This is a genomic window from Klebsiella sp. HMSC09D12, assembly GCF_001808475.1.
Taxonomy (GTDB): Bacteria; Pseudomonadota; Gammaproteobacteria; order Enterobacterales; family Enterobacteriaceae; genus Klebsiella; species Klebsiella oxytoca.
In genome coordinates this window covers 198,257-213,050 of sequence record NZ_KV793483.1, presented here as the reverse complement: position 1 = coordinate 213,050, position 14,794 = coordinate 198,257, and the positions used below count along the sequence as shown (strand labels likewise).

The following is a 14,794-nucleotide window of genomic DNA, read 5'->3' as shown; positions in this document are numbered from 1 at the left end:
AGCAGGATGCACCGACAGTAAACGTATTCAGGCGCGAGAGGAAGAGGCGGCAGATGGCGGGCAAAAAAAAGCCAACCCGTAGGCTGGCTTTGGCTGATAAACGATGCGGTGATTATTTCTCTACCGCGTCGTGGGCATGTTCATCTTCGCGGCAGTCGCCTTCTGCACAGTGGCCGTACAGGTACAGACTGTGGTTGGTGAGGCGAATACCGTGTCTGGCGGCAATCTCACGCTGGCGCGCTTCGATGGAATCATCGCTAAACTCGATCACTTTGCCGCAGTCCAGGCAAATCAGATGATCGTGATGGTGCTGCTGCGTCAGTTCAAAAACGGATTTACCGCCTTCGAAATTATGACGGGTGACGATACCGGCGTCGTCAAACTGGTTCAGTACGCGGTAGACGGTGGCCAGGCCAATCTCTTCACCCATATCAATCAGGCGTTTGTATAAGTCTTCCGCACTGACATGATGGTTATCCGGTCCTTGCAGCACTTCCAGGATTTTTAATCTCGGAAGCGTCACTTTCAGGCCAGCTTTCTTTAATGCGGTATTGTTGTCAGTCATGCGGAATCTGTCCTGTTGCTAAACGATCTACTTCCATCAGCGGAAGTAATACAGAGAATCACCCGATGTAATGCGTCTCATTATAGAACTGCCATGGTGAAATGAAAACTGCAAGCATCGGGCCTTGTATGCTGTCAAAAACGAGGCACTCGCTACAAAGTGCTTCACGCGACCCCGTTAAATCAGAGGACATTGTACAGATATGTGATTAAAAGTTAAAAACTTGTAGCTATAACTTTGATTGCTTTTATCTATCAATTCGGCGAAATATGGTGATTACGCCGTTTAGACTCAGGCATTCTTGATTTCTTCGAGGTGCAGCTCCTCGGAAATCTGTTTTACCCATTTTTCGACGCGTTCGTTAGTCAGTTCAGGCTGACGGTCTTCGTCGATAGCCAGACCGACAAAATGATCGTCATCGGCCAGGCCTTTAGAGGCTTCAAAATGGTAGCCAGCGGTCGGCCAATGGCCAACGATAGTTGCGCCGCGCGGTTCGATGATATCGCGAATGGTGCCCAGCGCATCGCAGAAGTATTCAGCATAGTCTTCCTGGTCGCCGCAGCCAAAGAGGGCTACCAGTTTGCCATTAAAATCGATCTCTTCCAGCGTCGGGAAGAAATCGTCCCAATCGCACTGGGCTTCACCGTAGTACCAGGTTGGGATGCCGAGCAGCAGGATATCGTGAGCTTCCAGATCCTCTTTGCTGCTTTTGGCAATGTCGTGAACATCAGCAACATCTTTACCAAGCTGCTTTTGAATCATTTTTGCAATATTTTCGGTGTTGCCGGTATCGCTGCCAAAAAAGATGCCGATGATTGCCATGAGTAAAATAACCTCTTGAAACTTAATGATGTGGTAGTGGCGTAATGCCCGCAGATAGGGGCAATGATAGCAGAACTGAGAAGGGCGCGGAAACAGCAATCACGCCCAACTGCACACTCTGCTACATGAAAGCTTATTTTTTGAGGGTTTTAGGCTTTATCCTGGCCGCGCAGGGCTGCCAGCTGGGTCATCAGCATCTCTTCAATCAGATCGCTGCGGTTCATGTTACGGGCTTCGGCCAGCTCATTGAGCGCATCGACCGCATCGGCATTGAGCTTAAGCTCCACGCGCTTCAGGCCGCGGCTCTTGTCGCGTTTAAGCTGATTGCGTTTGTTGATGCGCAGCTGTTCATCGCGCGAAAGCGGATTCGTTTTCGGTCTTCCCGGCCGACGCTCAGTTGCGAACAAATCTAATGTCGTACGGTCCGTTTGTTCTTTTGCCATGATTCAGAGTGACTTCGGGGGAAACAAGCTATCGGGCATAGCCGACGCAGACAGCGCGCCATAATACATCAGGCGGCGGGCTGCGCCAACGGCCGCGGACATTAAGCCGCGCGGTCGAGTATATTTTAGGCAGTTACGCGGCGATAGAGGTCAAATAACGGCGAATGGCGCGGATCACAGCCTCCGGTTTTTCAGCATGCACCCAGTGTCCGGCGCCGGCGATAACGTGCGCCCGAGCTTCGGGAAACTGCGCCAGCAGCGCGTCACGACAGGCATCGGTCACGTAAGGGGAGTTGCCGCCGGGGATAAACTGCGCCGGATGCGGCCATGCCGGGACGGTTTGCCAGCCGACGATGTTGTCGTACTGCTCCCACAGCACCGGTACGTTAAAACGCCACTGGCCATCCACAAAGGATTTCAGCAGAAACTGAACCACGCCCTCTTCATTAAGGTGTTGACGCATGACCGTCGCTGCCTGCTGACGCGTAGCGGCGCCCGCATCGGTAACGGCGTTGATGGCAGCAAAAATTTCATCATGGCGGCGGACGTGATAATCCACCGGAGCGATATCAATAGCTACCAGGCCTGCGATGCGCTCTGGCGCCAGCGCGCTCAGCGCCATCACCGCTTTGCCGCCCATAGAGTGACCAATAAAGGTGGCTTTCTCAATCTGCGATTCATTGAGAGTATCAAGCAGATCCTCAGCCATCGCGGCGTAGGTCATCTCCGGCGCGCGCGGGGAGAGACCGTGGTTTCGCATGTCGACCTGCACCGTATCGTGATCGACAACCAGATCGCGGGCGAGGATCCCAAGGTTGTCCAGGCTGCCAAAAAGGCCGTGGACCAGGACGATAGGGGGATTATTGTGCTGATTCTGTGCAGATTGCGCTCGGCTATTTAATTTCATGGCAAAGTTCTTTTTTTCGCTCCGTCGGGTTAGGGTATTATGTTGAACATTCTGCCATCCGGCTGCAAGACCCGGAAGATTTCTGAGTTTTGCCGTCATCCTGGTTTGACGCTATCCGCGGTTGGGATTTGTCCCTATAATCCCGACAACTTGTATTCAGAAAAAGATATCGCACTGGATTAAGATGAAAACAATTGAAGTTGATGATGAACTCTATAGCTATATTGCCAGCCACACCAAGCATATTGGCGAGAGTGCATCCGACATTTTACGGCGCATGTTGAAGTTTTCCGCCGTTTCCCAGCCCGCCGCACCGGTAGCGAAAGCCGCTCCGGCACCGGCGCCAACGCCTGTCGTTGACGTGAAGCCCGCTAATCCTCTGAAGGATAAAGTTCGCGCGATGCGTGAGCTGCTGTTATCTGATGAGTATGCTGAACAAAAGCGCGCGGTAAACCGATTCATGCTGGTTCTGACTACCCTCTACACCTTAGACAGCAAAGCGTTTGCCGAGGCCACCGAGTCTCTGCACGGGCGCACCCGCGTCTATTTCGCTGAAGATGAGCGCACGCTGCAGAAAAACGGTAATCAGACTAAGCCTAAGCAGGTCCCCGGTACGCCGTGGTGGGTTATCACAAATACCAATACCGGTCGCAAATGCAGCATGATCGAACACATCATGCAGTCCATGCAGTTCCCTGCGGAATTGATCGAAAAGGTTTGCGGTACGATCTAGTCATTTAACTTTTGCACCAGAAGGATCAGGCAATGGCAATCGATAAGCGCGCAGGTCAACCTGCGCAACAGAGTGATTTGATTAACGTCGCCCAACTGACTGCCCAGTACTATGTGCTGAAGCCGGAAGTAGGCAATGCGGAACATGCGGTGAAGTTTGGCACCTCCGGCCATCGCGGCAGCGCGGCGCGCCATAACTTCAACGAGCAGCATATTCTGGCGATTGCCCAGGCAATTGCTGAAGACCGCGCGAAGAACGGGATCACCGGCCCATGCTACGTCGGGAAGGATACCCACGCGCTCTCCGAACCTGCCTTTATTTCCGTACTGGAAGTGCTGGCGGCGAACGGGGTTGACGTTATCGTGCAGGAAAACAACGGATTCACCCCGACGCCGGCGATTTCCAATGCGATTCTGGTGCACAACAAAAAGGGCGGCCCGCTGGCTGACGGTATTGTTATTACGCCGTCCCACAACCCGCCGGAAGACGGCGGTATCAAATACAACCCGCCGAACGGCGGCCCGGCTGATACCAACGTCACCAAAGTGGTCGAAAACCGCGCCAACGAACTGCTGGCGGCGGGTCTGCAGGGCGTGAAGCGTATGACGCTTGATGCGGCGCTGGCCTCCGGTCACGTCAAAGAGCAGGATCTGGTGCAGCCGTTTGTTGAGGGATTAGCGGATATCGTCGACATGACGGCGATCCAGAAAGCCGGACTGACGCTGGGCGTCGATCCGCTGGGCGGCTCCGGTATCGAATACTGGAAGCGTATCGCCGAGCATTACAACCTAAACCTGACTATCGTGAATGACCACGTGGATCAGACTTTCCGCTTTATGCACCTCGATAAAGACGGCGCAATCCGTATGGACTGCTCCTCCGAGTGCGCGATGGCGGGCCTGCTGGCGCTGCGCGACAAGTTTGACCTGGCTTTCGCCAACGACCCGGATTACGACCGCCACGGTATCGTCACGCCGGCCGGGTTAATGAACCCGAACCACTACCTGGCGGTGGCGATTAACTACCTGTTCCAGCATCGCCCGCAGTGGGGCAAAGATGTTGCGGTGGGTAAAACCCTGGTCTCCTCGGCGATGATTGACCGCGTAGTCAACGATCTGGGCCGCAAGCTGGTGGAAGTACCGGTTGGCTTTAAGTGGTTCGTTGATGGCCTGTTCGACGGTAGCTTCGGCTTCGGCGGCGAAGAGAGCGCGGGGGCGTCGTTCCTGCGCTTTGACGGGACGCCGTGGTCCACTGACAAAGACGGCATCATCATGTGCCTGCTGGCGGCGGAAATCACCGCGGTGACCGGGAAAAACCCGCAGCAGCACTACGACGAGCTGGCAGAGCGCTTCGGCGCGCCAAGCTACAATCGTCTGCAGGCTTCCGCGACTTCAGCCCAGAAAGCGGCGCTGTCTAAGCTCTCTCCGGAAATGGTGAGCGCCAGCACCCTGGCAGGCGATCCGATTACCGCGCGTCTGACTGCGGCTCCGGGCAACGGGGCGGCGATTGGCGGTCTGAAAGTGATGACCGACAACGGCTGGTTCGCCGCGCGTCCGTCAGGTACCGAAGATGCCTACAAAATCTACTGTGAAAGCTTCCTCGGCGCTGAACACCGTCAGCAGATTGAAAAAGAAGCGGTGGAGATTGTCAGCGAAGTGCTGAAAAACGCCTAATCTCCCACATGATAATCAGGCCCGTTTCAGGGCCTGATTTTTTTCGCAAGGCAGCGATGAAACTGAAACGTAAACACGTCTTCCGGTTCTGGGGCGGGATGGATCTCTTTTATCTCATCCAGTTTCTCGGCTGGAATCTTTACCATCAGCGCCTGCCTTTCTACGACGACATCCTCTCTTATCTCCAGCTTGTACCCACCCTTGGCCCCGCGGCCGCCTGGCTGTTCCCGCTGAATGTGCTGCTGATTGTCACTATTCCCGTGTCGATGGTTCTCCTCTGGCGGCAGAGCCGCTATGCCCTGCGGTTGGCCTGTGCGCAAACGCCACTGCGGCTGGCCTTTATGCTGCCCTCACTTTCGCTGGTGCTATGGGGCGCGCAGGTCCTGGGAGTTAAAGGCGCGGCTTTCTTTATCGCTCTGCTGCTGGTCTCTGAGGCGGCAAAATTGATGACGTTATGGCGATGGCGAAAGATTTAACTTTTCGCGTTATCTTCATGGGGCAGGGGTATCGGTAACACGGTGACCGAATCGGGCATAAACGGGTATCAGGTCGTTGACCGGGTTTGCCCGTTTTGCCGAATTAACTACCGGAGCAGGTGAACAATCACGGCTAATTCTGCGATTTTAGTCACAAATTTATCGTGATTAAAATGAAATTTCCCATATATATATGATCTACTTCAAATTAAAAAAAGCTAAAAGCTTGTTTTGATTTTGTATGATTTATGTCACTTACTGATATGGATGATTTTGTTATATTTATGTCATTAAATCCTGGATGCTTTCTTGAGAACTTATATGTTACAAGTTAAACGTCACTCATTAATTGTGGAATATGTCGTAGAAAAGGGGGGTGCCAGAGTTAATGAGCTGTCGCGATTATTTGGCGTATCTCCGGAAACTATTCGACGTGATTTAACTGCGCTGGCCAGAAATAAGAAAATAGTGCGCAGCTTTGGCGGCGCAATGATTTCCGAAAATACGGCATCGTTTTTAGCTGCCGATATGCCGGCAAATAACGGAAACTTTGTCGATAAAGCCGAAGCCTTTATTAAGCGCACGAAAGAACAGCCAGAACGTAAGATGCGCATCGCCAAAGGTGCGCTGCAATTTATTCATGAGCATGAGTGCATCATTATGGATAATAGCAGCTCCTGCTGGTTTTTAGCCCGTCAGCTACCTGACATTGAATTGACCGTTATTACTAATTCTTTGAATATTATTCAAACCTTAGCCTGTCGCAAAAAAATAAGAATTGTCAGCGTTGGTGGTGAATATTCTGAGCGTCACGGTGACTTTCACGGTCCGGTTGCTGAGTTCATTATCAACAATTTTAAGGTCAATAAGCTGTTTTTTTCCTGTCAGGGCCTGGACTCCGGTCTGGAAATTAAAGACAGTAATGAAGTCAACGTCCGGCTAAAGCAAGAGATGCTGAAAGTTGCCGATCAAAAAATTCTGATGGTCGATAGCAGTAAATTTGAACGCTATTCGCTTTATAAAATATGCGATCTGGCGGATATTGATATCTTGATCACTAATGAGTTACCCGGCGATATCTATCGCCAGCATCAGGTACATATTGTAGAGACCAAATAAGGCTCTGAATAATAATCTAATTGCATCATCATTTAATCGCTCTGTACCAGTTGGAGGAGTATTGCATTAGCAATACTGTCCCTCTTCATTATTTATCCGAAAAAGAGGTTTACGATGGAACAATTACCTGAAGATATGAAAGCGGTTGTCTGCCACGGTCCCCAGGATTATCGCTTTGAGAAAATTCGCCGCCCGATCGCCAAAGAAAGAGAAGTGGTCATTAAGGTTGACGGCTGTGGAATATGCGCCGGTGATTGCAAGGCCCAGGACGGTGCGCCGATGTTCTGGGGTGATAATCCGTGGGTAAAAACGCCGGTAGTGCCCGGCCATGAGTTTTACGGTCGGGTTGCTGAATTAGGCCCGGGTTCCGCTGAAAAATATAAATTAAAAATTGGCGATCGCATTCTCGCTGAACAGATTGTTCCCTGCCATGAGTGCCGTTTCTGTAAAACCGGAAAATACTGGATGTGTGAAACCCATGATATTTACGGCTTCCAGAAAGATGTCGCCGATGGCGGTATGGCTGAATATATGCGTTTCTCCGAACGCGCGATTATTCATAAAATTCCTGAATCATTAAGTGAAGAAGATGCGGCGCTGATCGAACCTATGGCCTGTGCAATTCATACGGTACGCCGCGGGGATATCGATCTGGATGATGTGGTCGTTATCGCCGGCGCCGGGCCGCTGGGGCTGTGCATGGTGCAGGTCGCTCATCTTAAGACGCCGAAGAAACTGGTGGTCATCGATACCATGGAAGATCGCCTGGCGCTGGCTAAAGCGTTTGGCGCCGACGTGGTCATCAACGCGGCGAAAGAGGACGCCGTCGCCATCGTTAAGTCCATGACGGACGGATACGGCTGCGACGTTTATATCGAAGCGACCGGCGCGCCTGTTGGCGTGACTCAGGGACTGGAGATGATACGCAAGCTGGGGCGCTTCGTTGAATTTAGCGTGTTTGGGAAAGAAACCACCGCCGACTGGTCGATCATCGGCGACCGCAAAGAGCTCGATATTCGCGGTGCGCATCTCGGCCCCTATAGCTATGAAATCGCTATCGATCTTTTTGAGCGTGGCCTCTTGACCGCCAAAGGCGTGGTAACGCATTTCTATTCTATCGATGAGTGGAAAGCCGCTTTTGAGATGGCCAAATCGCTGGATTCCATCAAGGTCGTTATCAAGCCATAAATTTATCATCATTCACTCGCGTCATTTATATTTATTGTTCTGCACTTTCATAAATGGCTGCTAAATCAATACTGGATTTCTTCAATCATGGGGATTGCTGAGATAAATGTCGGTAGCCTCTGCTAATTACCAGTGGTGAATTTATTGCTCAGTAAATCAGGCAACATTAGTACCATGAAAACGCTGCTGAATAATTTATATTCCGCAGCGCACAACTCAATAAGGAGATATTGAATGCCTGTTAAATTTAATACCAAAGTATTACTCTCAGGACTTCTGGCTATGAGCATGGTCGCCTGCGTTAATGCTAAACCTTTGACTATCGGCATGTCCTTCCAGGAATTAAACAACGAATATTTCGTGACCATGAAAGAGTCACTTGAACAGTCGGCAAAAGATATTAACGCCACCGTCTATACTGCGGATGCGGCGCATGATGTCTCCAAGCAGATTAGCGATGTTGAGGATATGCTGCAAAAGAAAATTGATATTTTGCTGATTAACCCGGCAGATAGCGTTGGCGCGGAAACCGCCGTCCTGGCCGCCAAAAAAGCCGGCGTGGTGGTGGTGGCGATAGATGCTCAGGCTAACGGTCCGATTGATTCTTTTGTGGGTTCAAAAAACTATGATGCGGGCTTTATTGCCGGAGAGCATTTAGCCAAAGCGCTGGGAGATAAAGGCAATGTGGCGATTCTCGACGGAATTCCGGTGGTGCCTATTCTGGAGCGCGTGCGCGGCTTTGAAGATGCGATGAAAAAGCATCCCAATATTAAAGTGCTTACCAAACTGAATGGTAAACAAGAGCGCGATACCTCCATGAGCGTGACGGAAAATATGCTGCAATCCAACCCGACGCTCAACGGTATTTTCAGCGTCAATGATGTTGGCTCACTCGGTGCCCTGGCGGCTATTCAGTCATCTGGACGCGATGTCAAGCTGGTCAGCGTCGATGGATCTCCGGAAGCGGTGGCTGAAATTGCCAAAGGTAATACGCCGTTTATTGCTACCGCAGCACAGTTCCCGCGCGATCAGCTGCGTATTGGCTTAGGTATTGCCCTGGCAAAACACTGGGGGGCGAATATTCCTAAAGAGATTCCTGTTGATGTGAAGCTTATCGATAAAAACAACGCCAAAGATTTCCACTGGTAATCGCGTTATTACGCCACAGCGGCTCTCGCTTATTCAGGTGAGCCGTGCCGGATTCTTATTAAAGTATGGCTCGCTATTTTATCGAGCCATTATGGAGCGATGTTTATGCCCAGCCTACTGGAAGTCAAAAACGTCAGTAAAAGCTTCCCCGGAGTCAAGGCGCTGGATAATGTTAATATCACCCTTGCTCGTGGAGAAGTTCACGCTTTATTAGGTGAAAACGGCGCGGGTAAATCGACGCTGATGAAAATCCTGTGCGGGATCTATCAACCTGACGCCGGTAATATTTTTATTGACGGTAAGCAGCAACATTTTCATAACTATCGTGACGCGATTGCCTGCGGCGTAGGGATTATCTTTCAGGAGTTTTCTCTTATTCCCTATCTGAACGCTTATGAGAATATTTTCCTTAATCGCGAAAAGGTAAATCGTTTTGGTCTGCTAGATCGTAAAGCGATGCGTCGGGAGGCGTTACGCATTTTTAAAGAGCTCGGCGTCACGCTCGATCCCGACGAGCAAATCTGCCATCTCAGCGTCGCCGAGCAGCAGTTCGTGGAAATTGCCAAAGCGCTGTCGCTGGATGCGCGAATTCTCATTCTGGACGAACCCACCGCGACCTTAACTCCTGGCGAGGCGGAACATCTTTTCCGCGTGATGCGCGATTTAAAGGCCAAAGGCGTCGGCATGTTCTTTATCTCGCATCATCTGGAGGAGATATATGAAATCTGCGACAGCCTGAGTATTCTGCGCGACGGCAAATATATCGGATCGGCAAAGGTCGACAATATCGATATCGCAGAGATGATCCAGATGATGGTCGGCCGTGAGGTGGAGAACATCTATCCCGAGCGGCGGACGCTGGCGCATGATGAAATACTGCTGGAGGCGGAAATTCAGCTGACCGAAAGTAGTCAGGTTAATCGGCTGACGTTGCGCAAAGGGGAGATTTTAGGCCTTGCCGGGCTGGTGGGGTCGGGGCGTTCCGAAGCGATTCTGGCTCTGACCGGCGCGGATAAATGCTACAAAAAACGCGTCCGTCTGGCCGGAAAAGAGGTGACGATAAATTCAACCGATCGGGCTCTGCGTCTGGGTATCGGCCTGTTGCCGGAAAGCCGCAAAACGCAGGGACTGGTACTGCCTTTTTCGGTCAAAGACAATATCTGGCTTAACAAACACGCCTGCCAGTTCTCGCTAATCCGCGATAACGAAGAGCGCCTGACCGCCGAGCGTTTAATTAGCCACGTTGGTGTGAAAACGCCAGATGCCGGGACCGCGGTGGGGACGTTGAGCGGCGGTAACCAGCAGAAAGTCGTTATTTCTCGTTGGTTAAATCATGACGTCAATATTCTTATTTTTGACGAGCCGACTCGCGGTATTGATGTCGGAGCAAAATCAGAAATCTACCAGATTATGCGCGACCTCACCGCCCAGGGGATTGCGATAATTATGATTTCATCTGAGCTTCCAGAGGTCATAGGCGTCAGCGACCGGGTGATGGTTTTTCGCGACGGTAATATCGTTGCGGAGCTTGAGAACGACCAAATTAATTCCACCGTCATTATGCTGCATGCTGCCGGTAATATTATTTAGGGAGTATTAAATGAGTAATGAAAACGTATCATTAGCGCCAGCCGTGTCTCCTGATAAAAATAAAAAGATGCTGCATAGTTTATTAAAAATGCCTGCATTCCTGCCATTCGTTGGTCTGGTACTCCTGTTTTCCTGTATGGCCATTTTTAATGACTACTTCTTAACGGTTGATAACTTATCTACCGTCGCCCGTCAGGTCTCGATCAATGCCATCATCGCCATCGGAATGACCTTTGCCATCCTGACCGGCGGGATCGACCTCTCCGTCGGCGCGGTCATGGCCCTGGCCGGTACGCTGATGGCGGGATTAATGAAGTACTATGGTTTAGATCCGTGGTTAGCCATTCTTATCGGCCTGGGTTCCGGCGTCGCCTTTGGCGCGCTGAACGGCTTTTTAACCGCCTACGGCAAAATGCCGCCGATTATCGTAACCCTCGGCGCGATGATTATTGCGAAGGGGCTGGCACTGATCTATACCGGCGGCTATCCCATCTCCGGCTTACCGGATTCATTCGCTTTTTGGGGCCGTGAATATCTGTTCGGTATTCAGGTACCTATTATTCTGATGGTGGTTTTATATTTCATCTTTTATATCGTGCTGAATCATATGCCGTTTGGCCGCTATGTTTATTCTCTTGGCGGCAATGAAGAAGCGGCGCGCCTGAGCGGACTGCGGGTTAAATATTATAAATTGCTGGTTTATGTGATCAGCGGTTTTACCGCCAGTTTTGCCGGTCTTATTTTTACCTCACGGGTGATGAGCGGTCAGCCTAATGCGGGCGTCGGTTTTGAACTGGATGCTATTGCCGCCGTGGTGCTCGGCGGGGCATCGATTGCCGGTGGGCGCGGAATGATTATTGGCACGCTGATCGGCGCCATGATGCTCGGCGTACTGAATAATGGATTAAACCTGTTAGGGATCTCACCTTACGTTCAGTACGTGGTGAAAGGGCTTATTATTTGGGGCGCCACCTTTATTAGCTCAGCCAGACGTTAACTTATATTAATTATGGGACGAAGGGATATGAATTTTATCGGAGTGGATATCGGTGGTACGGTCACCAAAGCCGGGATATATACTGAGTGCGGGCAGGAGATCCACGTGGCTTCGCAATATGCACAGGTATTATCCGAACAGCCGGGTTTTACCGAGAGGAACATGCATGAGCTATGGGATACCGTTTGCAGCGTAATAAAAAAAGCGCTGTTTGAAAGCCAGGTGCCAGCGTTAAGTATTGGCGGGATCGGCTTCTCCTCGCACGGCAAAGGGCTGTACGCAATTGATAAAAAAGGCGAGCCGGTGCGCAACGGAATAATCTCATCCGATACCCGGGCGCTGGCGTTCGTCAAAAAATGGTACCGCGAAGGGGTCGATAAACTGGCCTATCCCAAAGGGCTGCAGCAGCTGTGGACCGGGCACCCGGTATCGCTGCTGGCGTGGTTAAAAGCACATGAGCCCGCCAACTACGACAGAATCGACGCCGTTTTAATGGTGCACGACTATATTCGCTTTCGTCTGACCGGCGAGGCGACGGCGGAAATTACCAATATTTCCGGCAGCAATTTTTATAACCAGCTTTCCTCCCGCTACGACCGCGACATGATGGCGCTGTTCGGCATTGAGGAAGTGGCGGATAAGACCGCGCCGGTGGTCAACTCGACGGACTGCGTGGGCCACATTACCCTGCAGGCCTCGCTGGACTGCGGATTATGTCCGGGAACGCCGGTATTCGGTGGCTTTTTCGACGTGGTGGCCTCCGCCGTCTCATCGGGCATTGACCGGGCGGATACCCTGAGCGCTGTGGCCGGTACATGGAGCATCGCCACCTCGGTGACGGACAGCATTATTGCCAGCGACTATCCCTACATTTGGGGAAAATACTGCATTCCGGGCAAATATTTTGTTCATGAGGGCAGCCCCACTTCGGCGAGCAATCTCTCCTGGTTTGTGAAACAGTTTTTCCCTGACGATGACCGCTGCTACGACCATTTCGAAAGCTGGATTGCGCAAGATACCGACAGCAACCTGATTTTTTTACCTTATCTGTTCGGTTCCAATCTGGCGATGGATCTGCCGGGTGCGCTGGTAGGTCTGGCGGGACATCATACGAAAAAGGATATTATTGCGGCCATCTACCGCGGGATCGTTTTTTCTCACCTGATACATCAGGACCGCATTATTGAACTCAATCGGGGTATTGAAAAAATTCGCTTTACCGGCGGGCCGAGCCAGTCGAGAGGCTGGACCCAGATGTACGCCGACGCGGCCAATCTTCCTCTGGAAGTCGTGGACATCGAACAGGCGGGATGTCGAGCCGCCGCGCTGTGCGCAGCCGCCGGCAGCGGAGCCTACGCCAACTTCAGCGAAGCGATAGCGGCCACGCAGCCCGAGGTGGTCAGTTATCAACCGGACGGCAAGCGGCATCAGCAGCTGCGCGAAGGTTATGCCCGTTACGTAGAGGTCGCGCAAAGCCTCTCCAGGGCAACGGGGGCGGCGCAATGAAACCGAGACTTGGTATCTACGAAAAAGCGCTTCCCGCTGCGCTGGACTGGCCGAAACGCTTCGAAATGGCGGCTGGCCTGGAGTTTGATTTTATCGAAATCTCCGTTGATGAGAGTCCTGAACGCCAGGCCAGGCTGCGCTGGAACCGTGGACAGCGGCTGGCATTTGTGGCCGACAAAATTAACAGCGGTATCGATGTGCCGAGCATGTGCCTCTCCGCGCACCGCAGCCATCCCTTTGGTAGCGTCAATCGTGAGACCCGGCTCAAGGCGCGGGAACTGATGCTTGATGCGCTGGATTTTGCCAGCCACGTCGGTATTCGCAACATCCAGCTGGCAGGCTATGACGTCTATTACGAATCCTCTTCGGCGCAGACCCGGGAATACTTTATTGAGGGCATCAACTGGGCGGTAGCCGAAGCGGCGAAAGCGCAGGTGATGCTGTCGATGGAGATTATGGATACCGCCTTTATGAGCAATATCTCCCGCTGGCTGGATCTCGAAAGGAAGGTCTGTAGTCCGTGGTTTTGCGTCTATCCGGACGTCGGCAACTTAAGCGCATGGCAAAACGATGTTCCCGAAGAGTTGAGTAAGGGAATTCATAAAATCACCGCCATTCATTTGAAGGATACGCAGCCGGTGTCCCACGCTTCGCTGGGGCAGTTTCGCGATGTGCCATTCGGTACCGGCTGCGTCGATTTCACGGAGATATTTCGTACGCTCTCGGCGCTGAACTATCGCGGCGCCTGGCTGATTGAGATGTGGGCCAAAAACGACGGGCTGGATAGCGAGAGAATCGCCGACGCTAAAGCGTGGCTAACGGATAAATACCAGCAGACATTTCGTCCACCGCACTATGAAGGCATTGTGAATTCAGGAGTGAAGTATGTTGGATAACCTCAAGCAGGCGGTTCTTGATGCCAATCTGGCGCTGCCGAAATTTAATCTCGTGACCTTTACCTGGGGCAACGTCAGCGGCATCGATCGCGACGCCGGGCTGGTGGTGATCAAACCCTCCGGCGTGGAATACGCCGTGATGACCGCTGACGATATGGTGGTGGTGGAGCTGGCGACCGGCAGCGTGGTGGAGGGACGCTATAAGCCCTCGTCGGATACGCCGACCCATCTCGAGCTGTATAAGGCATTCAGCGGCGTGGGCGGAATTGTGCATACCCATTCGCGCCATGCGACGATTTGGGCGCAGTCGGGGAGGTCGCTGCTGGCGATGGGCACCACCCATGCCGACTATTTTTATGGGCCGATCCCGTGTACCCGTCCCCTTAGCGATGATGAAATCCGCAGTGATTATGAAACCAATACCGGTCACGTGATTATCGAAACGCTGGGCGCGCAGCATACCGATCCACTCAGCGTGCCCGCCGCGCTGGTTCACGGCCACGGCCCATTTGCATGGGGAAAAGATCCGGCGAACGCGGTGCATAATGCCGTGGTGCTGGAAGAGATTGCCTATATGAATATGTGGACCCGCCAGTTAAGCGCTGACGAACAGCCGGTCTCTGCGACCCTGCTGGATAAACACTATTTGCGTAAACACGGCGCGGGGGCCTACTACGGGCAGTAATTGTCTGCATTCCCCGGATGGCGGCGTAAACGCCTTATCCGGGCT

General features: G+C 52.2%; 15 protein-coding genes. 11 read left to right on the top strand and 4 right to left on the bottom strand.

Annotated features, from left to right (window positions below; all coding sequences use genetic code 11):
• Positions 1 to 112: 112 nt before the first annotated feature.
• The 4 genes from fur to ybfF form a co-directional block, all read right to left on the bottom strand.
• Entirely contained in the window at positions 113 to 565 is a 453-nt protein-coding gene (fur, locus tag HMPREF3178_RS16055; RefSeq protein ID WP_004100233.1) for a ferric iron uptake transcriptional regulator, read from the bottom strand.
• A gap of 291 nt (positions 566 to 856) precedes the next feature.
• A complete protein-coding gene (gene fldA / locus HMPREF3178_RS16050) occupies positions 857 to 1,387 on the bottom strand; it encodes a flavodoxin FldA (RefSeq protein WP_004100234.1) in 531 nt (176 codons plus the stop codon).
• A 149-nt stretch (positions 1,388 to 1,536) separates the two neighbouring features.
• On the bottom strand, positions 1,537 to 1,830 hold the full coding sequence (gene ybfE, locus HMPREF3178_RS16045; RefSeq protein ID WP_004100235.1) for a LexA regulated protein: 294 nt from the start codon (positions 1,828 to 1,830) through the stop codon (positions 1,537 to 1,539).
• Between the two features lie 133 nt (positions 1,831 to 1,963).
• Positions 1,964 to 2,737: an esterase gene (gene ybfF / locus HMPREF3178_RS16040; protein WP_004100236.1), complete on the bottom strand. Its 774-nt coding sequence runs from the start codon at positions 2,735 to 2,737 to the stop codon at positions 1,964 to 1,966.
• A gap of 184 nt (positions 2,738 to 2,921) precedes the next feature.
• Here ybfF and seqA point away from each other — a divergent pair, with 184 nt between their 5' ends.
• The 11 genes from seqA (at position 2,922) to araD (ending at position 14,749) form a co-directional block, all read left to right on the top strand.
• A complete protein-coding gene (gene seqA, locus HMPREF3178_RS16035; RefSeq protein WP_004111417.1) occupies positions 2,922 to 3,470 on the top strand; it encodes a replication initiation negative regulator SeqA in 549 nt (182 codons plus the stop codon).
• A 32-nt stretch (positions 3,471 to 3,502) separates the two neighbouring features.
• Positions 3,503 to 5,143 (top strand): phosphoglucomutase (alpha-D-glucose-1,6-bisphosphate-dependent), encoded by a 1,641-nt coding sequence (gene pgm / locus HMPREF3178_RS16030; RefSeq protein ID WP_017146344.1) that lies wholly within the window; start codon positions 3,503 to 3,505, stop codon positions 5,141 to 5,143.
• Positions 5,144 to 5,199: 56 nt separating this feature from the next.
• A complete protein-coding gene (locus HMPREF3178_RS16025; RefSeq protein ID WP_004100239.1) occupies positions 5,200 to 5,619 on the top strand; it encodes a hypothetical protein in 420 nt (139 codons plus the stop codon).
• 321 nt (positions 5,620 to 5,940) lie between these two features.
• Entirely contained in the window at positions 5,941 to 6,738 is a 798-nt protein-coding gene (locus tag HMPREF3178_RS16020; RefSeq protein WP_017146343.1) for a DeoR/GlpR family DNA-binding transcription regulator, read from the top strand.
• 114 nt (positions 6,739 to 6,852) lie between these two features.
• Complete coding sequence (locus HMPREF3178_RS16015; RefSeq protein WP_004111420.1) at positions 6,853 to 7,926, top strand: erythritol/L-threitol dehydrogenase; 1,074 nt, start codon at positions 6,853 to 6,855, stop codon at positions 7,924 to 7,926.
• Between the two features lie 282 nt (positions 7,927 to 8,208).
• Complete coding sequence (locus HMPREF3178_RS16010; RefSeq protein WP_049595825.1) at positions 8,209 to 9,075, top strand: ABC transporter substrate-binding protein; 867 nt, start codon at positions 8,209 to 8,211, stop codon at positions 9,073 to 9,075.
• 105 nt (positions 9,076 to 9,180) lie between these two features.
• Positions 9,181 to 10,665 (top strand): sugar ABC transporter ATP-binding protein, encoded by a 1,485-nt coding sequence (locus HMPREF3178_RS16005; RefSeq protein ID WP_004100251.1) that lies wholly within the window; start codon positions 9,181 to 9,183, stop codon positions 10,663 to 10,665.
• Positions 10,666 to 10,675: 10 nt separating this feature from the next.
• Positions 10,676 to 11,662, top strand: coding sequence for an ABC transporter permease (locus tag HMPREF3178_RS16000; protein ID WP_004100252.1), 987 nt, complete (start codon positions 10,676 to 10,678; stop codon positions 11,660 to 11,662).
• A gap of 27 nt (positions 11,663 to 11,689) precedes the next feature.
• Positions 11,690 to 13,168 carry an FGGY-family carbohydrate kinase gene (locus HMPREF3178_RS15995; RefSeq protein ID WP_017146340.1) on the top strand — a complete coding sequence of 493 codons (1,479 nt, stop codon included), beginning with the start codon at positions 11,690 to 11,692 and terminating at the stop codon, positions 13,166 to 13,168.
• On the top strand, positions 13,165 to 14,064 hold the full coding sequence (locus HMPREF3178_RS15990; protein ID WP_004100254.1) for an L-ribulose-5-phosphate 3-epimerase: 900 nt from the start codon (positions 13,165 to 13,167) through the stop codon (positions 14,062 to 14,064). Before HMPREF3178_RS15995 ends, HMPREF3178_RS15990 begins: the two co-directional genes overlap by 4 nt.
• Positions 14,054 to 14,749, top strand: a complete 696-nt coding sequence (gene araD, locus HMPREF3178_RS15985; protein ID WP_004100255.1) for an L-ribulose-5-phosphate 4-epimerase — start codon at positions 14,054 to 14,056, stop codon at positions 14,747 to 14,749. Before HMPREF3178_RS15990 ends, araD begins: the two co-directional genes overlap by 11 nt.
• Positions 14,750 to 14,794 lie beyond the last annotated feature (45 nt).

Coding starts and splice junctions, on each gene's coding strand:
- seqA (WP_004111417.1), top strand. CDS start 2,922: ATGAAAACAATTGAAGTTGATGATGAACTCTATAGCTATATTGCCAGC.
- HMPREF3178_RS16015 (WP_004111420.1), top strand. CDS start 6,853: ATGGAACAATTACCTGAAGATATGAAAGCGGTTGTCTGCCACGGTCCC.
- HMPREF3178_RS16000 (WP_004100252.1), top strand. CDS start 10,676: ATGAGTAATGAAAACGTATCATTAGCGCCAGCCGTGTCTCCTGATAAA.
- HMPREF3178_RS15990 (WP_004100254.1), top strand. CDS start 13,165: ATGAAACCGAGACTTGGTATCTACGAAAAAGCGCTTCCCGCTGCGCTG.
- HMPREF3178_RS16020 (WP_017146343.1), top strand. CDS start 5,941: ATGTTACAAGTTAAACGTCACTCATTAATTGTGGAATATGTCGTAGAA.
- HMPREF3178_RS15995 (WP_017146340.1), top strand. CDS start 11,690: ATGAATTTTATCGGAGTGGATATCGGTGGTACGGTCACCAAAGCCGGG.
- araD (WP_004100255.1), top strand. CDS start 14,054: ATGTTGGATAACCTCAAGCAGGCGGTTCTTGATGCCAATCTGGCGCTG.
- fldA (WP_004100234.1), bottom strand. CDS start 1,387: ATGGCAATCATCGGCATCTTTTTTGGCAGCGATACCGGCAACACCGAA.
- HMPREF3178_RS16025 (WP_004100239.1), top strand. CDS start 5,200: ATGAAACTGAAACGTAAACACGTCTTCCGGTTCTGGGGCGGGATGGAT.
- HMPREF3178_RS16005 (WP_004100251.1), top strand. CDS start 9,181: ATGCCCAGCCTACTGGAAGTCAAAAACGTCAGTAAAAGCTTCCCCGGA.
- HMPREF3178_RS16010 (WP_049595825.1), top strand. CDS start 8,209: ATGAGCATGGTCGCCTGCGTTAATGCTAAACCTTTGACTATCGGCATG.
- pgm (WP_017146344.1), top strand. CDS start 3,503: ATGGCAATCGATAAGCGCGCAGGTCAACCTGCGCAACAGAGTGATTTG.
- ybfF (WP_004100236.1), bottom strand. CDS start 2,737: ATGAAATTAAATAGCCGAGCGCAATCTGCACAGAATCAGCACAATAAT.
- ybfE (WP_004100235.1), bottom strand. CDS start 1,830: ATGGCAAAAGAACAAACGGACCGTACGACATTAGATTTGTTCGCAACT.
- fur (WP_004100233.1), bottom strand. CDS start 565: ATGACTGACAACAATACCGCATTAAAGAAAGCTGGCCTGAAAGTGACG.